This is a genomic window from Agrobacterium vitis, from assembly GCF_013337045.2.
In the GTDB taxonomy this organism is placed as follows: Bacteria; Pseudomonadota; Alphaproteobacteria; order Rhizobiales; family Rhizobiaceae; genus Allorhizobium; species Allorhizobium vitis_B.
Genome location: NZ_CP118259.1, coordinates 208,713 through 229,627, shown reverse-complemented (window position 1 = coordinate 229,627; position 20,915 = coordinate 208,713). Strand labels below are relative to the sequence as shown.

Below are 20,915 nucleotides of genomic sequence, written 5' to 3'. Positions count from 1 at the left end.
GGTGGCATTCATGCAAGCGATATCAGCCGACATCAAGACGAACAGATCCAACCAGGATGAAAGCTATTCGGACGCAGGATTTTCCCTCGTCGAATTGCTTGTTGTCGTCGCGATTATGGGGCTGTTGATCGGCCTTGTTGCGCCTCGGGTGCTACGTTATCTCGACACGGCAAAAGTCGAGAGCGCAAAGACACAGATACACAACATTCAATCGGCCCTGGAACTGTATTACCTCGATACCGGAACCTATCCTTCGCAGAACGAGGGACTTTCAGCACTTTCCGTAGCGCCTGCCAGTGCGAAAGTCTGGAACGGTCCGTATCTGAAAGGCGCTGATAGTCTCAAGGATCCTTGGGGGCATGCCTACGTTTATAAGCTTACAGAAGCAGGCCAGGGACCTCTTGTGATTTCTTTTGGACGCGACGGAAAAGAAGGGGGCGATGGTGAAGATCACGATCTTCCCTGATTGGATCACGTCCGGCGCAGGGCTTTGGTCTGATTTGTGCGACGGACTAGCATATTTCAGCGCAGCTTTGCGTCGAACGGATCAATCCTTGCAAAGCGAAGGCGATCTGGGTGTTTTAGTGACACATAGCGCCATCACTAAGACGGGCGCGAAACCTCAAGAACGGCGCTCGGCACGTGGTTGGCGAAGGCACATTCGGGCGATTTCGGCAACGATGGTCGATGTCGTTCTAGATGAAGACGTCGTTGTAAGGCGCGATCTTCTTGAGCACAGGCTGCCATCGTCGATTTTGCTGCCGATGGCCGAACTGGACATTTGCAACAATACGCCTTTTCGGCCCGAAGCGGTTGTTACCATTTTGGAGCGGTTTTCCTCCGAGAGCGCCGGGAAAGGCTACTTCCTCGCAAAAAGACGAGTTTTCGAGAGACTCGACACGTTTCTTTCCGATAACAAGCTGAAAGTTCGCCGCATATTTGTGAAGCATGGTTCGCAAACTTATCGGGTAAAGGCGACAGCCGGCCTCCCGATCAAGCCATCTGTTGTTGGTGATATGATGCAGATGTCGCGACGGTTTCTCATGCCAGCCTTCATCTGTCTTACGATCGCCGCCGCAGCATTTACCTTCAGCATTCGTGTAAATGCGCGACTTTACGAATTGCAATCTGCGATAACTGAGATTGAACCGAAGGCGAAAGCGGCGCGAAAGATAATCGACACAAGCCAAGAAAGGAGAAACCTCGTCGTCGCGCTTCGGGCACGCAGCGTTACCAATGGCGATGTGTTGAAGACAGTCGAGGCGCTGACACGTACATTGCCAGATGATACTTTTTTGACCGAGCTAAAAATTGCCGACGCCAAGGTTGAGATTGCCGGCCTTTCGAAATCGGCAGCGTCGCTTCCCGGACGACTGCAAAAGACCGGCTCATTCTTTGATGTGACGTTTTCCTCCGGTATCGCTCGCGCAGTCGGATTTGATGCGGATCGCTTTTCGATGAGCATGAGGCGTTAAACGATGCGGCAACGGTTCACAGCGTTGGTTCTCAGTCTGGACATAGGACAGAGGCGTTTGATCCTCCTGATATGTGGCCTCGCCGCCGCTATATGCGCTCTATCGATTGTTTTTGGTGCGATTGAGAATGCAATTTCAGGTCTTTCGCAAATCGACGACGCTCGCCGCCGTCTGGGTCTCTACCAGACGATTATAGCATCTGCAGAGCAGCTGAAACTGACGCCGACCGAGCCGACAGATCAGGTCAGCGGGCTAGTGTTCCGCGGCGAAACCGATGAAATCATTCGTGCGGAGATCAATGGCATCCTGAAAGCGTCGGCAGCGCGGCACGGTTTGCAGATCAACACGATCAATGACATTCCGTCCAAGGCATTGCCGAACGTCAAGTTAGTTGGACTAAGGGTCAACGCTTACGGTTCGTTCGAAACTATACAATCCGTTTTGCTTGAGCTTGAGCAAACAATCCCTCCCGTGTTCATCGGCTCGTTGACGCTGGGCTCCAGTTTTACACCAGGCGGTGTGGAAGGTGATTTGAATATCAATGTCACACTGGATCTCTTCGGTGCGGCAAATACCTTCCCGCCCGGAGATAGGTAAAATGCACCAGCGTCAGATTCTCATGATAGGTGCTTTCGGCCTCGCAATTCTATCGCTCCTCACAGCGATCGCCTTTCCGATCACCATATCTCCGCTTCAACCAGTATCAAAACGGGAAACGACGTCAGCGACATCTGCCGTCGGTCCAGTCGATCAGGAACTCAATCTCCTTGAAATAACTGCTCGTCCTTTGACGTCTCCCACGCGCCGGCCGTTTGTAAAACCACAACCACCGCCGATGGTCGTTATGGCGCCGCTCGTCGACACAGGAGCCAATAATGCTGTCTTGAACGCACCTCAACGCATGGCGCCCGACATCAATTTTGAGCAAAATCTGAAGGTTCTCGGAATATCCGGTGACGATCGGATTTGGATGGCTTTATTGGCGTCGGCAAATGGCGAACTGCGATGGTTGCAGGTTGGGGACGAATTTGCGGGGGCAAAAATCGTCCGCATTAACAGGAACGCTGTTGAGCTTCAGCCGGTCAATCTGTCCACTTCGGCCGTCACTCTTTACCTCTACCCCGACCTCACCAAGTGCGAAAGTTGTCCCTGAGAATGGCTTGGTTCCTTATTCCATCACGAGCCTGGAAAATCGGCGCAAAAAGCGGTGATGAGGGATTTGCACTCGTCGCCGTTCTGCTGTTTGTCTTATTGATCGCTTCGGTCCTGGCAATACTTTCGCAGACGAACAGGGTCTCCGTTTCAGCTGCGATATCTGCACAGGAACGTTTTGAGATGGGGCAACAGATCATCGGCGTAGCACGGGTCGCCTATCTCTTTGAAGACAAGCGGAGACCTGGTCAGGAGTGGTGGCAGTGCAAATTGCAAAAGTCTGACCTTCTCGTCTCCTTTCAACAAACAGCGAGCCTTGTTGACTTGAATGCCGGTCAACCGCAACAAATCACCAGGGCCTTTACTGCTTTGGGCAGAAGTGAAGATTTGGCGAATGCGACAGCACAGCGACTGGCTGGCATAACCGACGCATCAAGCGGGGGAGCGGGACAATCCATCCAACAGGGCACTCCATCCAAAGAATTCCTGTCGGTCGTCGATCTCGAGGACATCATCACGATGAGCGACTTCGAGAAATCCTTGGTGCCATTGATTTTCACGGTCGACAATAAAACTGGTGGCATAAGCCCAGCTTCATTGGATGTACGTTTGGCTCGCGCTTTATCCCAAAGCAACACGGATTTGGTTTCCGCCTTTAATGCGGAAAGCGCGACAGTTAACATTATCGAATTTTCTCCAGGTCGCGACTTTGGGACCCAGTATACATTTGTGTTGTCCTTGCCTTCTGGCAAAGCCCGTGTTCCCTTCGTGAAGCAGAAAGTTCAGCGGCCAATTACAAAGGTGGCTCGAGATCAATTGATCCTGAGCGTCGCTTCATGCCCCGGCGAGCTTCAAACCTTGCTGAAAGGAGGGAGCTGAATGGCGGCACAAGCTGGATATGACAGCTTTTTTAAGTTTCTTGAAGCGGAAGGGGGACTGGGAAACGAGTCAATCAGCCGACTGAAGACGGCTGTAAGGACAAGCCGACTACCTCTCGATGTCATCATCACTGAACTGGGTGTGGCAACGGATGTCAGGCTGGTAGAATTGCTGTCCGGCTATCTCCGTAAGCCCGGTATATCGCTCGCAAGCCCAAATGAAGCACTGCTCGCAGACTACAATCTGGACTATGCTCGTTCTACAGGTCTTCTGCCGGTCGAGGTCGTGGATAACCGCGTGGTGATGGCTATGGCCAATCCTCTGGATCAAGGCGCAATATCTCTCAACGAACTGTACTTCGAAAAGCCCATCGATGTCAGAGCCGCTACCCGCAAAGCGATCCAAGATGCTGTGGAGGTCTTGAAACGTGAGACCGAGATGCCCCTTGCAGCTCCGAGGATAGAAAGCCAAGCGATGGAGAGCGATGATGTCGCCCGCTTGAAAGATCTTGCGCTGGAGGCACCCATTGTAAATCTCGTGACACAGATGGCTCAGCTAGCCTACGAGACCGGTTCGACTGATATTCACATCGAACCCCTGAGCGATCAGATCAGGATCCGCAACCGAGTGGATGGGGTCCTTCATGTCGTTCAGACATTGCCCAAACCGATGCTAGCCGGCTTGACGACGCGAATAAAAATTCTGTCTTCTCTCAACATTGCCGAGAGGCGCATTCCTCAAGATGGGCGCATGCGGCTATCAATTCGTGGGCAGGAGGTGGATTTTCGTGTGTCTACTGTTCCCTCCGTGCACGGAGAAACTATTGTGCTCAGGCTTTTGCGCCACTCTGCTGGCGTCACGACACTAGAAGGCCTCGGTTATCGACCGGCTGACATCGACAGGCTTAGGAAGGCAAGTCAGTCGCCGAATGGTCTGATTATCGTGACTGGTCCAACCGGTAGCGGTAAGACAACGACACTGTATGCGCTCATCGCTACTTTGAACCGGCCGGGCGTTAAAATCTTTACCATCGAAGACCCGGTTGAATATCGGATGGAGGGGATTACGCAACTTCAGGTCAATCAAGACATTGGTCTGGACTTTCCAAAGGCTCTGCGATCGGTGCTACGACAAGATCCGGATATTATCCTTGTGGGTGAAATTCGAGATCGAGAGACAGCGCAAATCGCCCTACAGGCTGCTTTGACAGGCCATCTGGTTTTGACGACCCTTCATACCAACGACGCTGTCGGCGCAGTCACACGCTTACAAGATATTGGCGTCGATCCTTATCTCATTTCTGCAACGACTAAATTGGTCATTGCGCAACGCCTTCTACGACGATCTTGCAAACATCTAGATGTTGTTTCGGACGAGAGCTGTGACCGATGCGGAGGAACCGGATATTCAGGTCGCACTGTCGCTTATGAAATTGTCGAGATCGATGCTGAGTTGAAATCTATGATCGACCGACGTGCAACAGAGCAGGCCCTGCGGACCGCAGTTCAAGCGTCGGGCACCAAGTCGCTGAATGCTTTCGCAAACGATCTTGTCGAGCAGAATGTGACAACACGAGACGAGGTGCTGCGTGTCATTCAACAGGATCCAACCGCTGGCTAGAATTTTTGGCCGGGTGCGGACGGATGACATCAGGCCTGGATGGTCAATCATGTCGCAGATAGGTTTACCATGACGGGTTCACGGTTTCGATATGTATCGATTACGTCTGAAGGACGCGAAGAACGCGGTTATATAGATGCTGTTGATCGTTCGGATGCCGCACGCCTGCTTTCGACGAAAGGGCTGCAGCCCTATCTTCTCGAACCGGCGGGAGATGCGGAAAAGGCACATTCTGGCCCAAGACGAGGGGCGTCAGCACGCGCAATGGACGTGGAACGGCTTTTCGCGTCTATACACCTGCTGCTTGGCGCAGGTTTGACCGTCAACGCAGCATTCAAACTGGCTGCCGAAACAGAACCCAAGAATCGATATCGGGCCATCTACGCCGAAATTTACAACGCTGTAGCTGGCGGCCAAAATCTATCGAAAGCTCTTTCGGAACGGCTTGATGTCGATCCTACGGTCACCGCGTTGCTGATGGCTGGGGAGGCGAGCGGACGAATGCATGAAACGGTTGGGGCGATCTCAACCATGTACGCTGACTTGCGCCTTCAACGGTCGGAATTTCAAAGTGCGCTTGTATATCCGGCTCTACTTCTGACCGTTTTGATTGGCGCGCTTTTAGTTATTACGTTCACGTTGGTACCCGCTCTTCAGCCTCTGTTCGAAGGAACGGGCACAACGCCACCTGTATTGTTGGCCTTATTGGCCGATGTCCACAGCATGCTGACAGATAGTCCCGTCCTTAGCCTGCTCACGCTGTTTTCAAGCTTAGCATCATGTGGATGTTTGTTGATGACCGCTGGCGGTCGAGCTTGGATTAACTCTGTCGGACTCAAATCTCCAGGATTGGGGCCGGTCTTGTTAAGCATTGCGCGTTCGCGGTATATGCAAACGTTGTCGCTGCTGCTCGAGAACAAGGTCAATATGGACTTGTCCCTGAATTTAGCGGCGCAGGTTGTTACCCATCCCGCTCTTCGGACCGCGCTCATTCAAGTCAGAGATGACGTCTTGACTGGGCAATCGCTTTCGAAAGCGATTGCAAGTTCAGGGACGCTCGACCGTATTAGCGTTTCATTTGTTCAGGCAGGTGAAGACGCGAACCGATTGCCAAAGGCGCTCGCGGATGCCGCTCGCGCTGTAGACGCGGTTACAAAGCAGAAAATCGATCGCTTCATGACACTGCTTAGTCCTGCAATTACTATCTTTATGGGGCTCACCATTGGAACCCTCGTCGTTTCCATCATGGACTCTCTGCTCAGCATTAATGATCTGGCACTTCAATGAGTTTTTCGGTCGGCAGTCGTTTAGCACGATCAGAGAACGACGGGTTTTCTCTGCTGGAAATGCTTGTCGTCATGGTGATTGTCTCGTTGGCTGTCGGCCTGATTTCGTTCCAGAAAAGTCGCAAAACTCAGTCTGTTGCTGACACCGCTCGGGCGATTGTCTCGGTGCTAAATGATGCGCGGATGGAGGCTGTGATGCGTAAAGCAGAGGTCAATGTCGAAGTGGACCTTCAGACAAGGACGGTGAGTAAAAAAGGACAGGCCTCCGGGCGAGTGCAAATTCCAGATAACGTGGCGTTGGAGGTCAGGACCGCAGACGAGTTCAAGTACGGAAACAGCCGGCGCATAATTTTGTTTTTGCCGGATGGTACGTCATCTGGTGGCCGGATTCGGCTTCAAACCGGCAGTGCCACTGTATCCATCGAAACTCTTTGGCTTACCGGATTGAGCACCTATGACGAAACACATTGACAATACCGTCACCGATGACGGCTTTTCACTGTTGGAGGTTCTTGTCGCATTTCTCATCGTGTCGCTGGCGCTCATCGGATTAAACAAGACGCTCCAAGTGGTTGCCCGGAGCCAAACTCTGATTGCAGATCATCATAAAGCGGTATTGGTCGCGCAACGCATTTTGGACGATCCGAACGTGCTCGCGCGAACCGACGAAAGTCATCGGTCGAAAGACAACGACGATGAGCCGTCTTGGCAGCTACACCGCAGCATAGTCTCAGAAAACAGGGACAGCGGGGTTAGGATCTTGCAACTGGATCTGGACGTATTTTCGGGCCGGACACATCAGATCATTGGCCACTACAGAACATTCCTGCCTGAGGCAATGAAGTGAATGGAACGCCAAACAGGACAAATGGCAAATGACGGAGATCGCGACGCAGGCTTCAGTTTGATTGAAGTTCTTATCGTTCTCGTCCTCATTGCAATGATGACTTCGATCTTGACGTCAGCCATCGGCCAACTTCGAAAAATCGGCGAGATTAATCAGAAGCTGGTATTGCAGCAGGAAGCAGACACACTTGCTGATCAAATCGTTTCGGACTTGCAAACGCCGTTTCGTAGGCCTTTGCTTGTCGCAACGAGCGCTGGCAAGCAAGTCGTTTTTCGCGGATCTGGTGATGCAATCGAGTTTGTCGCAGCCGTCCGGACGGGCTTTAAAAGCCTTGGAGTTCGGCAGGTGCGGTACGATATCATCGACAACGGTGGGCGATTTTCTTTGCGGCGAAGGTTGATGCCCTACCGTCCCGCAGCAGGAAGCGAGGGCAGCGATGTGGTTTCAACTCATATCGATATAATTCAGTTTCAATACCTTGGTGACAAAGAAACTGTTTGGCGAGCGAGCTGGGATGCTGCGAACCAACTTCCTGCAGGCTTGCGGTTTAGTTTGATCCTTGAGGAAGATAAGATCAAAGCCGCGGCAACACGCCAAATTTGGTTGCCCAATGTCTCCCTCTCTCCATGATTTTGCCAGATCTAGATCACGGTGGATTGCAGACAGTGTTTTATTCGTCTTATTGTCAATAAAGATCCATGAGGTCGTTTGTCATTCCCTATTATGGTCCTGGGTCGGTGCGTGCGTGTGACAACGAAACCATCAATGACGCGCGCTGCGCCACAAACTTCGGGTCGAGGCTCAAATAGTGATTAAGCCCATTTTGATTGCTTTAGCCTCATTTTTGATAATGACGGCGCATTCGGTCGCCGAAGACGGCCCTATCCATCTCGTGCCACTGCCAAATGCACATATTTCCTTTCTTGAGGCAAAGCTCCGCATCGATAACGACATAGTACCGCAGGACGTCGATGCAGCTTACGAGGTAAAAAAGATCGCTCACATCGTGCGTGACATGGCCGGCGAAGGCGCAACATCAGCTCAGAAGCTAACGGCGTTGAAAAAGTATTTGTATGAAAGCGGCCCCTGGAACGATTTCCGCCCATACGAATACGATCAGAGCGATCCACTTGGGCGCAACCTCCGTAACCAGCTGCTCTCCACCTATCTCACTACCCGCCGCGGTAATTGCGTGACAATGCCCTTGCTGATGCTGTTTGCAGGTCAGGAAATCGGTTTGAAGATGACTCTGGCCGAAGCGCCATCCCACATGTTGATCAAATATACGGATGATGATGGCAGGACATGGAATCTGGAGGCGACAAGTGGTGGCGGATTTACGCGCGATGTGTGGTACCGGCAGAAATTATCCATGTCGGATGCAGCGATTGCCCATGGCGTGTATCTGCGCGCGCTCGACCACGATGAAGCTGTCGCTTTGATTTCATCGACGCTGCTCGAATATAAGATGGAACAAAAATCCTACGAAGAGGCGATCGTCATTGCCGATGACCTGCTGCGCATCCATCCCAAGTTTGTGTTCGCGTTTGTCATGAAGGGTAGTGCTTATGCGGGTCTTCTGCGCCGTGAAACTACTGGACGTTATACGCAGATGTATCAGATTTCCGAGCCGGATCGTATCAAATTCGACACCTGGTACCGACTGAACCAGGAATCTTTTGCAAAGGCCGAAGCATTAGGTTGGATGCCTGAAGACGGGAAATGACTGAAGCAGTTGCCATCTATCGTTGACGTGCCCCCAATAAATTAGGCCATTTTGAACTGGAATTTTCCGCTTATGATCCCTGCTGGGAAGAAGGGGAGAATTCAATGAAGGCGTCCAAGTTTTCGGAAGCGCAGATCGCATTTGTGTTGAAGCAGGCGGAAGATGGAACGCCGGTTGGTGAGGTTTGCCGCAAGGCAGGAATTTCCGATGCGACGTTCTACAATTGGCGCAAAAAATACGCGGGCCTGATGCCCTCGGAGATGAAGCGGCTGCGGCAGCTTGAGGAGGAGAATGCCAAGCTGAAGCGGATTGTGGCGGATCTCTCACTGGACAAGGCCATGCTCCAGGATGTCCTGTCAAAAAAGCTCTGAGGCCTGCCCGCAAGCGCAAGCTTGTCGACACAGTCAAGGCGGACTGGAAGGTTTCGATCCGGCGTGCATGCTCGGTGTTGAAGATTGACCGGTCGCTCTATGTCTACAAGTCCAGACGTGGCGAGCAGGCCGAACTAAAGCTGAAGATCAGGGACATCTGCCAAACGCGCGTACGCCACGGTTATCGTCGCGTCCATGTCCTGCTCAGGCGTGATGGATGGCCTGTTAATCCGAAGCGAATCTATCGTCTTTACAAGGAGATGGACCTCCAGCTCCGCAACAAGGTTCCCAAGCGTCAGGTCAAGGCTAAGCTGCGAGCCGACCGCACGGAACCTACCCATTCCAACCATGTCTGGGCGATGGACTTCGTACATGACCAATTGGCTACCGGCCGCAAAATCAGGGTTCTGACAGTGGTTGATACATTCTCACGCTTTTCGCCGGTAGTCGATGCGCGCTTCAGTTACAAGGGTGAGGATGTCGTTCAGACGCTTGAAAGGGTATGTCGCCAGGTCGGCTACCCAGCCACCATTCGGGTAGACAACGGCAGCGAATTCATCTCCCGAGACCTTGATCTTTGGGCCTATCACAAGGGCGTCATGCTCGACTTCTCGCGGCCGGGCAAGCCGACCGACAACAGCTACATCGAGAGCTTTAATGGCAAGTTCCGGGCTGAATGCCTGAGCGCTCATTGGTTTATGAGCCTTGACGACGCACGGGCAAAGATGGAGGATTGGCGTAGAGACTATAACGAGTTCCGGCCACATAGCGCGATCGGCAACAAGGTGCCGATATCGCTCATGAACGGCTCATCGGCACCCACGCCGACATGAGCCTTAACCCCGGAAAATTCCAGCTCCCGCTGGCCCAAAATCAGGGGGCACCTCAATCGACGAGCTTCTGCCGTGGCAGTTATCCTGCCTTACCTAACAGCTCCGCAACGCATCAGGCTCAAAAGAGCCATTTTGGACGCGGTTTACTCATTTCAATAATTCATTTTTTCTGGCGTAATTGTCGCGTGCGAGGATGAACTCCCGGCTCCAGACATCAATGGCATGATAGCCGCGATCCAGCATTTCCTGGATAGAAGTGTCTGAGTCTATCTTATCGACTCGAACCCACTGATTGCGAGGGTATTCCGGCCCAAAAGCGTTGATAAGTTCCGTCATGATGGTAGCGTAATGGAGCGCTTCCATTGCCTGCAACGCATCCCGAACGATAGGAGCCAAAGCGCCGGATGAGTTTTCGAAGAACTGAGGAAGGCCGCCATTGGCGACTTCCCCGTCGAAAATAACCGTAGCGTAAAGATAGACATAAGGCAGTCCCGACCGCTCGACCGTCCCCGGAATAAGCTCGTCTTCAATCGAAATTCCGCGCTCTGCCTGCTCAATCCCTTGTTTAAGGAGCCAGTCATCGAGCGAGCCAAGATCACTGTATGGCGCTGTCATGACGACTCCCAACTATCCAACCCACCTACTTGAGGTTGTTGATGCGATCAAATCGCGAAGCCTGCAAACGACTATAGTTACTGTGCCCATTAAAGCCGCGATTATTGTAAAGGTGAGAGCCGCACACCGCTTACGGACTTGAGAGAATTAAATCGGCTGCATCATCTAAGGTGGCAGCGGTCATGTAGCCGTGTTCACATGCCCATTCAAGATGGAGTCGACCTGCACCAGATAAAACAAGAATACTTTCCATGCCGCAATTCCTACCAAGCATAACATCGGCATCCTTATCACCAATTACGAAAGACCGGCTGTAATCGATGGAAACAATTGCCTCAGCCTGCTCAACAAGCCCTGAGCGAGGTTTACGACAGGTGCAATCCTCTTCAGGTCTGTGAGGGCAAACATACCAAGCAGAGATATAAATGCCGTGAGGCGAAAGCAAACTTTCAACCCTATTATTACACTGATTTACATCGGCCAAACTAAAGAAACCACGCCCCACACCAGATTGATTTGTAACTCCAATTAATAGGTACCCAGCTTTCGAAAACTTCGTAAGCCCCTCCACACACCCTATTTCAAGTTCAACATCTTCAGGCCTACTCAAGTAATTTTTGTCGACGATAATTGTACCATCTCTGTCTAAAAAGATCACTTTTTGCGGCGTCTCAATTTTATTGGACATCACCCGGTGTAAATTCATAGGTTAGCCCCTTATCAACAAATTGCTTAACAGCCGTTATACCGAAATAAATATGATATAAAGTGCTGGCCGGAATGTTTGGCCTAACACTTACATCATCCTCATTCAATTGATCATACCAACCACCCTTCAAATTATCTGGACAGTAGTTATTCTTTAATCTTTGGAGGATGTTAGCTACTAGCTGATTTTGAACTGAAGGTTTTATTATACTAATTGACGTAAGCGCCTTCAGAGCCTCGGTATGCGGCCATGATCGACTAGTTTTCAGCAATGATCTACCTTGTTCGTCGATCTGGTCAATGATACGTCCCTCATCATTGCTAAAGCCACTTTTCAGAGCGCGCATCATCATTGACCGTATCGGCAAAGACTGATCTTCGCCACTCAAACTCCAAAATCGTGACAGCAACCAAGACCACTCAAACAAGTGGCCAGGCTCGACAATTCCTTTGTCAAGCGAAGGGTAGACAGTCCAGTCATCCGTAAAATATTCGCACAACGACCCGGTTTCTAAATTTAAAAACTTTGTCACGGCAAGGTCACGCAACTGCCGGCTAAGATCAAGAAACCGTCTTTCACCCGTCGTTTCATACAAGGCAATAAATGCCTCCAACAGATGCATGTGCGGATTTTGACTGCGCTTATCATCAAGTCGAGGCAAACTATCCCAATAGCCTCCGCGTACGGAATCGCTTAAATGTAACTCGAGAAACGACAGCGTTCGCTCTATCGCATCCTTAAAGGACTGACGATTTTCTAGCCTCAAAACCCACGCAAGAGAAAACAAAACAAAGGCGTGAGCGTAAAGATCACGACGATCATCCAACTGCCCTGTCCTCGGGTCAATTGAAAATACGAAGCCACCACGGCCCTCACGGTCTTCATAATTTTGCAGCATCGATTCAACTGCGCAAAGTGCAAGCTCTTTGCCCGCATGACAGTCGCCGTTTAAATATGCTGCGGAAAAAACCACGATTTGACGCGCTTGGACCATCACTCGTCGTTGACTTGTAAGCGGCGAAAGAGAAAAATCTAATTGCTCGTGGAAAGATTGCTTCTCCCTGTCGAAGCCTATGCCAGACCACAACGGCAACGCACAGCATTTCAGCCAATTATTAGCTACATCGGCTTCGCGATTGATATCTGACAAATTTTTAGCCTTCGATGATATATCATCATATGAATACATCAGGTTGCCCCAGGAAATATTCGACATATCGCTTCATTCCAACCTCAAGCGTAGTCAGGGGTTTTTCATAACCAGCAGCTCTTAGCTTTTCCAGAGAAGCCTCTGTAAAGTACTGATATTTTCCCTTCAATTTCGGAGGAAGATCAACGTAGTCGATATGTATTGGTTTTCCTAAAGTGGAAAATATAATTTCAGCTTTCTCACGGAAACTACGCGCAGATCCAGATCCAACATTATAGATTCCTGACAATTTTGATTGTCCGCTCATTAGCCACAACGCAACATCCACGCAGTCACCAACCCAGACAAAATCCCTCAACTGGCCGCCATCAGCATAATCAGGATGATCAGAACGAAACAACTTGGCAGAGCCCTCGCGTACAATTTGCTCATAAAGCTGAACGGCTACACTCCTTTGCGGCCCTTTATGATATTCGTTTGGCCCATAGACGTTAAAGAATTTCAGCCCCCCCCACACAGGAGGAGTTTTTTCTTTTCTCGCGATAGCACCCTGAACCATGCGATCGAAAAGATGCTTACTCCAACCATAAGCATTTAGTGGACGTAAAGAAGATAAGTAGGCATCTTCTTCATTATCTACGAATCCCAGCGACCCATCTCCGTAAGTTGCCGCCGACGACGCATAGACAAAAGGTATTTGATGTTCTGAACAAATATTCCAAAGTTCTTGAGAAAAATTTATATTGTTCTCGACTATTAAATCAATATCAGTTTCTGTCGTCGCTGATATGGCCCCCATATGGAAAATACCAGATATCAATTGTGCGTTGCGCTCGATGAAAGCGGAACCTTCTTTGGGATTAACGATCGATTTGATACGGCGTTTAGCGATATTACGCCATTTGAAGTCATCCGAACCAAAATGATCGATTATCACAATATCATCGCCACGCTGATCGAGCGCTGCAGCAATATTTGAGCCAATAAATCCAGCCCCCCCGGTTACGACATACATTCCATTCTCTCCATTTCGATATGTAAGTTTTCAACGAGTTCCGCTTCAAACGGCAAACACACCACAACGTTGAAAAAATCCGACCTTTACCAAAGATCAAATTTCCCAAATCTCTTCAGCGACATCGGATATCCCGTACCCATCATCTCACTAGGTTCAGAATGAGGAGATTGTTCGGCAAAATAAAACGACTCCCAAAGAGCATCACACCGCTGCGCCACCTTCTGACACTTACAACGCATCACATCTTACAGCAGATTCAATTGGATACGACGGCCCAGCTTCATAAGTTTAGCCACCCGCATGAGCGCGCTCAATTATCGATGTTGTACTATGCCCCTGCTCAAGTGGCACCAGAACGACCTTACCGCCGCGCCCGATAATCAGATCAGCGCCAACTACCGTGTTCACCGAATAGTCTGCTCCCTTAATCAACACATCAGGATCAAGAAGATCAATGATTGATAGAGGGGTATCTTCATCAAAAAGGACGACTAAATCAACGCTGTCGATCGAAGACATGACAACCGCACGAGCGTTCTCAGATTGAACCGGCCTCGAGTCGCCTTTCAATCTACGGACAGAATTGTCTGTATTAAGACCAACGACGAGACGATCACAGGTGGCTCGAGCTTGTTTGAGGAGCGCAACATGTCCTGGATGAATCAAATCGTAGCAACCATTTGTAAAACCAACTTTTAGCCCAGCCTTCTTCCACTCATTTACAATCAACGCCGCCTCATTAATCGGAAATATGTTGTGGCTCAATTTATCACTTTGAACGCGAACCGCCCGGCGTAATTCATGAGGCAAAACCACAGAAGTACCGGGCTTGGATACCGACACTCCCGCCGCCAAATTAGCAATCCTCGCAGAAGCCACAACGCTTTCACCCGCACTCAAGGCAAGAGCCAACGCGGCTACAACAGTATCTCCGGCTCCAGAAACATCAAAAACCTCAGAGGCTGTAGTTGGAATATGAGTGGTTATATACTCACCAACATCGGAAGCAAAAACGGTCATTCCTTGAGCGCTTCTCGTAAGAAGAACTGCAGAAACATCAGTTTTCTCCATAATCAAGCGCGCAGCTCGTTCCGCTGATTCATCAGTGGAACACTGAACACCTGAAATAGCCGCTGCTTCAAGCGCATTTGGTGTAATAACGCTAGCCCCTGAGTAGCGGGAAACGTCGCTGACCTTAGGATCGACAACGACTAGCTTTCCAGTCTTTTTTACCATAGAGATCAGGCGCTTAACCGTACCTTCTGAAAGCGTACCTTTTGCATAATCGGAAAGAACAACGATTTCCGCGTCTTCAAGCTGCTTAGCGACCGACGCGCATATCATATCTTCAATTTCTAAATCGTGCTGAAGGCGAACCTCAACATCGAGACGCATAATCTGCTGCCCGTTGGCGACAAATCGTGTTTTTACAGTCGTTGGAATTTTCGACGACTTTACAATATGAGTTTCGACGCCGTCGCGCGTTGCCAGTTCGCCGCAAATGGCTCTTCCGGCTTCATCATCTCCGACGACGCCAATTAAAACCGATTGCCCTCCCAGAGAAACAACGTTTCTTGCTACGTTAGCAGCCCCACCCAACATTTCCATTTGCGACTTGAAATGCAAAACAGGAACAGGAGCTTCCGGGGAGACCCTTTCAACATTTCCATAAACAAATCTATCAAGCATCACATCCCCGACGACCAACACTTTTCGCCCTTGCCAGTTGTCGAGAGTACTCACATTCAACATGCTGTAATTTCCATATCTAGTTTCACGTCGACTGCTGATCGTCATTTTTTCCCTTATTATAAGGGGAACGTTGCCGGACAGCAATCCCCTGATCAAGGGGATCATTCGAAGAAAAATAATAAATACAACATCTTGAAAGATATTGTTTAATAATGCGGCACAGTACGCAACTCAGGTTTTTTTGATGCGAGTTGGAGATGGTGATGCTGAACCGAACCCGATAATCCTTCAAAATTTTAGTAGAGTCCGACCTATTATTGCTCTGGGACCAAACCTTGGACCGCCGGGAATTAGAGTTTTCCGGCTCTGATCACGATGGCTGGCTGGTTGCGCCACCGGGATTATGCAGGGCAATGGGGACGTTATATCCGATCGCCGAGTGAGGACGTTCCTCGTTGTAGTACTTACGCCAAGTCTCCAACTTTTCGCGGGAATCTGCAAGGGTCAGGAACCAATGGGCGTTCAGGCACTCCGACCTCAGCTTGCTGTTGAACGCCTCGATGAAGCCGTTGTCTGTCGGCTTGCCTGGCCGCGAGAAGTCCAGGGTGACGTTGTTCGCATAGGCCCAGAGGTCGAGATCACGGGAGATGAATTCGCTGCCATTGTCCACCCTGATCGTCTTGGGATAGCCTCGAAGCACGCAGCGACTTTTCTGCTACGTTCGCCATACAAAACGCTCCCGAAGATCATTCGATAATAGTGCTGCGATGATAAGCAATGTGCCAATCACACATCACTAAAAATACATTGCTCGCCTGTAAAACTGGTGTTGTTCAACGCCATGCGAATGAGCTGTCATCGCAGTCAATCTACAATTCCCATAGCGTCGAAAAAATGTCGTTGAATTCGAACCCACTCGTCCGGGTATGGCTCGTGATCCTGTCGGTGCTCCGTATTATACTTGCCCCAGCCCTGAAGCTTCCAGTATTTCGTCATGACATCGAAATGGCTTTGACCAGTTACTTCACCCGCCTTCACAGCCCCCTCATTAAGGAGCGCTCTAAAACCGTCTCCCATGGGACCAGCCAGACAAAGGCCGGGGAGCAATTGACCATCTGGCTCGGGATCGAGCCAGATTTCATGAACCAATTCGTTTTTCATGCAAGTGTTTTACGACAAGTACGATCCTCTCGAAAGAGGTGTGTTTAACGAAAGGGGGGAGAACTCCAAGGAAGCCGCTCCTCAATCCAGCTCTGTTTGTGGCCATTGACGATGGTAGTGAGTGTGGTTGTCAGATAAGCCATTGGCCTTGCGTGAGCCAGTATCGAGAACCGGAGCACGGGTCTCATCCATGAACAGCTTGGTCGAGCGCTTCAGGTCGGCGATAAGCGCATTGAAGACGGGACGCAATTCGAACGCTGCCCTGCCGACCCAATTGGCAAGATTAAAGCGGTCGAGAACGGCGCCCTGGCGGCTTACGGTGCGGGCCTGCCGATACATGAGATACCGGCCTCCATTCAGCAAATATCGCTGAATCACAACGGAGGTCACGGAAGAATTCGATTCGAGTCACAAAATGACGAAAAAGATCTAAAGTCTGTTAGGTTCAAATTGAACTAGACAGACTCCAGATTATCTTGTTTTCATTTGTCTATTAGTGAAAATCGATTTTCACTTTTCCCTGACAAACTCTAGAAGCCCTGGCAGGAGAACAAAAGCTTATCACCAGCCTGCGGCAGGTTTTGTCCGGAGAATGTCGCGGTGTTGACCGTGTAAGCAGATTGGATAGGCTGATAGGTGGAATCAGTTGGATGGTTGGTGTTCGTTACGTGACAAGCCCAACCTGTCGAAGACTCAACCGAGAAGTTAAGGACAATCGTTTGTCCAGTGGTGCACGTCGAAGCGGTGGTGAACCCTCCCACAGTCGCCCCGCCGATGAATGAGCCGGCCACGCATGTTCCGCTTGAAGTCGGCTTGACCCCGGAGGAAATCGTGGCAGGCGCGATGGCGCGGCCCGCAACGGAAAGCTCCCCAGACGAGTTCAGGGTCATCTGCTTGATCGACGTGCCAGCGGAAGTTGACGTAGACCAGGTATGGCCTTTCGGACCCGTCGCATCCGACGAAACTTCATAGGCGTCTGTGTAAGTAGTCCCTGCATCGTTGCCAGTCTGCAGATGGAACGTGCCACGCGCTTGGATGAGGCGGAGCCGTTTCGTATCGGTGCCACCCGATGTATCATAGAACATAACTTGTGGCGACGATCTATTGACCACCAATTGCTGAGCGTTTATTCCGCCGCCGCCATCCACACAAAAGTTCAAGCTGGCGAAAGAACACCTGGCGAAGGCGACTTGGCGGAAGTCTACGCCATATCCTGCATTGACCTCGCCGCTATTTTTCTCGGCCCCGATAAGCGTGCCTGTCGCCGTAATTGGCCACTCATTTACGGTGTCAGGCGTTCCAAACAGAATGCCGACACGGTGGTTCGGGTTGGTCGCGGATGACTGATCATAGAGCCACAACATCGTGTCGACTGCGGAGCCTGCCACGGCATCGTCCGGTTTGGACGAGAACTGCGAAAGCGATTTATACTTGACGGTGGCGCCAGCATTTACCGCCACACCGAATTCGGCCGCCGTACAATTCAGGACGTTGACAGCACCTCCCAGAAGAACACATTCTGGACCAATACCGAAGTATGCGCCGCGAGCGCTAGTCGTGAGGTTCCTTCCACCATCACCTGTCGCAGTGCGGGCGATCGCCGTGCGCGCAACATAGTTGGCATTGGTATTTCCCGAGGCGGTAGGGGCGTTTTGATATAGGAGGTCGTACCCTGCCGAGTACCCGCCATAGGAGTTGGGGCCTCCAAATGTCATTTGATCCGCCCATCCGACGCAGAAGGATGTCCCGCAATTGGCGTTGAAACTGCCGATGTAGTTGTTGTTGGCGAGCATTTGCGTGCCGGGATTGCCAGTGACCACCGTTTGCTCTGTATTAACAGGCCCCTTCAGGGTGCTGGATCCTGTTATGCTCAGGTCTTTGAATGTCGTTGCTGTCTGCGCCGCAGCCATATTGGTAGCGAGCGGGAGCCCAAGAAATATTGCTAGAAAGCGCTTCATCTGTTTTCCTTATTCCTCGATAGCGAAACAGACCGCTTCGTAGTTCAGCCAAACCTCATTCGGTTCCGAGGGTCTTGTTGTAGGGAAATATTGCATTGCAGCCTCTATGGCGGCAACGGGAAGGTTGCCCATATGCCCGAAGGAACTGATATTCTGAGCGGCGACCGAACCGAGAATAGGTCGGGTTTATTTTGAACCAAATACAGCACGCCTGAGATAGTTTTTCACACTCTCGTATGGTGGGGTGAATGCCGTGAGGAGTTGTGTGAGGCGCCTCCATGTTGTTTCGGCCGTCCGATCTTCTGCTTTTCTGACAAAAATCATAGGCTTTGCAAACATCATTTCGATCGGATTAGGATCGAGACTGTAGGTCGGATCAACATTCAGGTTTCCCAAAACGGTTAATCGCTGATTCACAGGCTGCCGTTTTCAGCACGACTGCTGGTCATGGCAATCAACCGGTATGAACGAGAACAAAGTTTCTAACAATTTTAGTGGGATGAAATGGTGCTGCTAGAGAGATTTGAACTCTCGGCCTCTCCCTTACCAAGGGAGTGCTCTACCCCTGAGCTATAGCAGCATCTGGCGAAGCGGTCTGTGCCGCTCCGGAACGAGGGGGCTATTGCCACAGGATGACGGGGCGCGCAAGCAGCAAAACGTGGTTGGGCGAATAAAATAGCAAAACCTTGCCTATCTTCCGGTTTATCCACATTTGCGCTATGACGCCGCCATGACAGACGAGACCGATACATCCAAGGCCGAGCGCGTGGCAGAAGCCAAGCGGATTGCTGCGCTGAACACCCAGGCGCAGGCGGAGCGCCGGCGTGAACGGGCGGCGCAGAAATTGCGGAAAAACCTGATGCGCCGCAAAAGTCAGGCGCGGGCGCGCCGGGCTGGCGGTGCCGATGAAACAGATGGACTGCCCGCCGCACATTTGCCCCAACCGGATGACACTGAAACGTGAAACGGCGAATTGAACGGCTGGCGGTTTTCCTCTAAACACCGCGTGCATTGCAGTGCCACTCATTGCTGTCATGGCGCGACACACTCTTCAAACCAAGAAAGGCGGGGGCAGGCCTTGCCCCCTGATCACTCTTTATGGATCGTATCAGGATTGTCGGCGGCAACGCCCTTAACGGCATCATTCCAATCTCCGGCGCCAAAAACGCCGCCCTGCCCTTGATGATCGCCTCGCTCCTGACCAGCGACACGCTGACGCTGGAAAATGTGCCGCATCTGGCCGATGTCGAGCTGCTGTTGCGCATTCTGGGCAATCATGGCGTCGATATTGCCGTCAATGGACGGCGCGAGCGCCAATCCGGCAGCTATTCCCGCACCATCCATTTCACCTGCCGCACCATTGTCGATACCAATGCGCCCTATGAGCTGGTGTCCAAAATGCGCGCCAGCTTCTGGGTGATCGGCCCGCTTCTCGCTCGTGAGGGCAAGGCTCGCGTCTCGCTGCCTGGCGGCTGCGCCATCGGCACCCGCCCGGTCGATCTGTTCATCGACGGTCTGCGCGCGCTGGGCGCCACTCTGGAGATCGACAGTGGCTATATCGAAGCCACGGCTCCAAAGGGCGGCTTGATTGGCGCGAGCTATACATTCCCCAAGGTTTCCGTTGGCGCCACCCACGTCATGCTGATGGCCGCATCGCTGGCACGTGGCACAACGGTGATCCACAATGCGGCGCGTGAGCCCGAAGTGGTGGACCTCGCCAATTGCCTGAACGCCATGGGCGCGAAAATCACCGGCCAAGGCACAGCCACTATCACCATCGAGGGTGTGACCAGCCTGTCCGGCGCCCGTCACCGGGTTCTGCCGGACCGGATCGAGACCGGCACCTATGCCATGGCCGTGGCCATGACCGGCGGTGACGTGACGCTGGAAGGCACCGATATCACCCTGCTCGACACCGCCGTCGAAGCTTTGCGTCGGGCTGGTGCCGAAGTCACTGCCATCGAGGATGGCATTCGCGTCATCGGTCATGGCGATGCCATCCGCCCGGTCGATATCGTCACCGAACCGTTTCCAGGCTTCCCGACTGACTTGCAGGCGCAGTTCATGGGCCTGATGACCCGCGCCCAGGGCGTGGCGCATGTGACGGAAACGATTTTCGAAAACCGCTTCATGCATGTGCAGGAACTGGCACGGCTCGGCGCCAAGATCACCCTCAGCGGCCAGACGGCCCGTATCGAAGGCGTACAGCGGCTACGTGGCGCGCCGGTCATGGCGACCGATCTGCGCGCCTCTGTCTCACTGGTCATCGCCGGTCTTGCCGCCGAGGGCGAGACATTGGTCAACCGTGTCTATCATCTGGACCGCGGCTTCGAACGTTTGGAAGAAAAACTGACCCGCTGCGGTGCGATTGTGGAACGAATCAGCGACTGACCACGCCTATATTTCAAGCTCTTGAAGCAAGG

21 protein-coding genes, 1 tRNA gene and 2 pseudogenes are annotated in these 20,915 nt (G+C 51.6%); 14 read left to right on the top strand and 10 right to left on the bottom strand.

Going from position 1 to position 20,915, the window contains the following annotated elements; all coding sequences use genetic code 11:
* Window positions 1-10: 10 nt before the first annotated feature.
* The 12 genes from gspG to G6L01_RS01010 all read left to right on the top strand — a co-directional run bounded on the left by gspG (window position 11) and on the right by G6L01_RS01010 (window position 10,189).
* A complete protein-coding gene (gene gspG / locus G6L01_RS01065) occupies window positions 11-466 on the top strand; it encodes a type II secretion system major pseudopilin GspG (RefSeq protein ID WP_070164075.1) in 456 nt (151 codons plus the stop codon).
* Entirely contained in the window at window positions 441-1,475 is a 1,035-nt protein-coding gene (locus tag G6L01_RS01060) for a PilN domain-containing protein (protein WP_139190136.1), read from the top strand. Before gspG ends, G6L01_RS01060 begins: the two co-directional genes overlap by 26 nt.
* Before the next feature lie 57 nt (window positions 1,476-1,532).
* Complete coding sequence (gene gspM / locus G6L01_RS01055; RefSeq protein ID WP_174089378.1) at window positions 1,533-2,072, top strand: type II secretion system protein GspM; 540 nt, start codon at window positions 1,533-1,535, stop codon at window positions 2,070-2,072.
* 1 nt (window position 2,073) lies between these two features.
* Window positions 2,074-2,628 carry a hypothetical protein gene (locus G6L01_RS01050; RefSeq protein ID WP_070164072.1) on the top strand — a complete coding sequence of 185 codons (555 nt, stop codon included), beginning with the start codon at window positions 2,074-2,076 and terminating at the stop codon, window positions 2,626-2,628.
* A gap of 2 nt (window positions 2,629-2,630) precedes the next feature.
* Window positions 2,631-3,506: a hypothetical protein gene (locus G6L01_RS01045; RefSeq protein ID WP_070164071.1), complete on the top strand. Its 876-nt coding sequence runs from the start codon at window positions 2,631-2,633 to the stop codon at window positions 3,504-3,506.
* The gene (locus G6L01_RS01040) at window positions 3,507-5,126 is read left to right on the top strand and encodes a GspE/PulE family protein (protein ID WP_070164070.1); all 1,620 of its coding nucleotides are present in this window, start codon (window positions 3,507-3,509) and stop codon (window positions 5,124-5,126) included.
* Window positions 5,127-5,165: 39 nt separating this feature from the next.
* On the top strand, window positions 5,166-6,413 hold the full coding sequence (locus tag G6L01_RS01035; RefSeq protein ID WP_081343986.1) for a type II secretion system F family protein: 1,248 nt from the start codon (window positions 5,166-5,168) through the stop codon (window positions 6,411-6,413).
* Window positions 6,410-6,883, top strand: a complete 474-nt coding sequence (locus G6L01_RS01030; RefSeq protein ID WP_070164068.1) for a GspH/FimT family pseudopilin — start codon at window positions 6,410-6,412, stop codon at window positions 6,881-6,883. Before G6L01_RS01035 ends, G6L01_RS01030 begins: the two co-directional genes overlap by 4 nt.
* A complete protein-coding gene (locus G6L01_RS01025; RefSeq protein ID WP_070164067.1) occupies window positions 6,867-7,259 on the top strand; it encodes a type IV pilus modification PilV family protein in 393 nt (130 codons plus the stop codon). Before G6L01_RS01030 ends, G6L01_RS01025 begins: the two co-directional genes overlap by 17 nt.
* Complete coding sequence (locus G6L01_RS01020; protein WP_070164066.1) at window positions 7,260-7,889, top strand: PulJ/GspJ family protein; 630 nt, start codon at window positions 7,260-7,262, stop codon at window positions 7,887-7,889.
* Window positions 7,890-8,067: 178 nt separating this feature from the next.
* Window positions 8,068-8,985 carry a transglutaminase family protein gene (locus G6L01_RS01015; protein WP_071207188.1) on the top strand — a complete coding sequence of 306 codons (918 nt, stop codon included), beginning with the start codon at window positions 8,068-8,070 and terminating at the stop codon, window positions 8,983-8,985.
* 104 nt (window positions 8,986-9,089) lie between these two features.
* A protein-coding gene (locus tag G6L01_RS01010) for an IS3 family transposase (protein ID WP_420359825.1) occupies window positions 9,090-10,189 on the top strand; the annotation gives its coding sequence in 2 pieces (ribosomal slippage) (window positions 9,090-9,342 and window positions 9,342-10,189; 1,101 coding nt in all).
* Window positions 10,190-10,336: 147 nt separating this feature from the next.
* On the opposite strand, the gene G6L01_RS01005 is transcribed toward G6L01_RS01010, so the two are convergent.
* The 10 genes and pseudogenes from G6L01_RS01005 to G6L01_RS00960 all read right to left on the bottom strand — a co-directional run bounded on the left by G6L01_RS01005 (window position 10,337) and on the right by G6L01_RS00960 (window position 19,072).
* Window positions 10,337-10,804 carry a DMP19 family protein gene (locus tag G6L01_RS01005; RefSeq protein ID WP_070163587.1) on the bottom strand — a complete coding sequence of 156 codons (468 nt, stop codon included), beginning with the start codon at window positions 10,802-10,804 and terminating at the stop codon, window positions 10,337-10,339.
* Window positions 10,805-10,934: 130 nt separating this feature from the next.
* A complete protein-coding gene (locus G6L01_RS01000; protein WP_197432342.1) occupies window positions 10,935-11,510 on the bottom strand; it encodes a D-glycero-alpha-D-manno-heptose-1,7-bisphosphate 7-phosphatase in 576 nt (191 codons plus the stop codon).
* Complete coding sequence (locus G6L01_RS00995; protein ID WP_070163588.1) at window positions 11,482-12,729, bottom strand: AGE family epimerase/isomerase; 1,248 nt, start codon at window positions 12,727-12,729, stop codon at window positions 11,482-11,484. The genes G6L01_RS01000 and G6L01_RS00995 overlap by 29 nt, the downstream gene beginning before the upstream one ends.
* The gene (gene rfaD, locus G6L01_RS00990; RefSeq protein WP_081343957.1) at window positions 12,689-13,678 is read right to left on the bottom strand and encodes an ADP-glyceromanno-heptose 6-epimerase; all 990 of its coding nucleotides are present in this window, start codon (window positions 13,676-13,678) and stop codon (window positions 12,689-12,691) included. The genes G6L01_RS00995 and rfaD overlap by 41 nt, the downstream gene beginning before the upstream one ends.
* Before the next feature lie 291 nt (window positions 13,679-13,969).
* Window positions 13,970-15,433 (bottom strand): D-glycero-beta-D-manno-heptose-7-phosphate kinase, encoded by a 1,464-nt coding sequence (gene rfaE1 / locus G6L01_RS00985; RefSeq protein ID WP_070164013.1) that lies wholly within the window; start codon window positions 15,431-15,433, stop codon window positions 13,970-13,972.
* A 310-nt stretch (window positions 15,434-15,743) separates the two neighbouring features.
* A pseudogene (locus G6L01_RS00980) lies at window positions 15,744-16,073 on the bottom strand (integrase core domain-containing protein); the annotation flags it as partial.
* A gap of 164 nt (window positions 16,074-16,237) precedes the next feature.
* Window positions 16,238-16,534 carry a hypothetical protein gene (locus G6L01_RS00975; RefSeq protein WP_070163591.1) on the bottom strand — a complete coding sequence of 99 codons (297 nt, stop codon included), beginning with the start codon at window positions 16,532-16,534 and terminating at the stop codon, window positions 16,238-16,240.
* Window positions 16,535-16,681: 147 nt separating this feature from the next.
* Window positions 16,682-16,873: pseudogene (locus G6L01_RS00970) on the bottom strand (IS66 family transposase); the annotation flags it as partial.
* A 191-nt stretch (window positions 16,874-17,064) separates the two neighbouring features.
* Window positions 17,065-18,492, bottom strand: coding sequence for a hypothetical protein (locus G6L01_RS00965; protein WP_070163593.1), 1,428 nt, complete (start codon window positions 18,490-18,492; stop codon window positions 17,065-17,067).
* A gap of 505 nt (window positions 18,493-18,997) precedes the next feature.
* Window positions 18,998-19,072, bottom strand: a tRNA-Thr gene (locus tag G6L01_RS00960).
* A gap of 150 nt (window positions 19,073-19,222) precedes the next feature.
* Between G6L01_RS00960 and G6L01_RS00955 the strand changes: the two genes are divergently transcribed.
* Together G6L01_RS00955 and murA are read left to right on the top strand one after the other, a co-directional pair.
* A complete protein-coding gene (locus G6L01_RS00955; protein ID WP_070164014.1) occupies window positions 19,223-19,456 on the top strand; it encodes a hypothetical protein in 234 nt (77 codons plus the stop codon).
* Window positions 19,457-19,590: 134 nt separating this feature from the next.
* Window positions 19,591-20,883, top strand: coding sequence for a UDP-N-acetylglucosamine 1-carboxyvinyltransferase (gene murA, locus G6L01_RS00950; RefSeq protein ID WP_070163594.1), 1,293 nt, complete (start codon window positions 19,591-19,593; stop codon window positions 20,881-20,883).
* Window positions 20,884-20,915 lie beyond the last annotated feature (32 nt).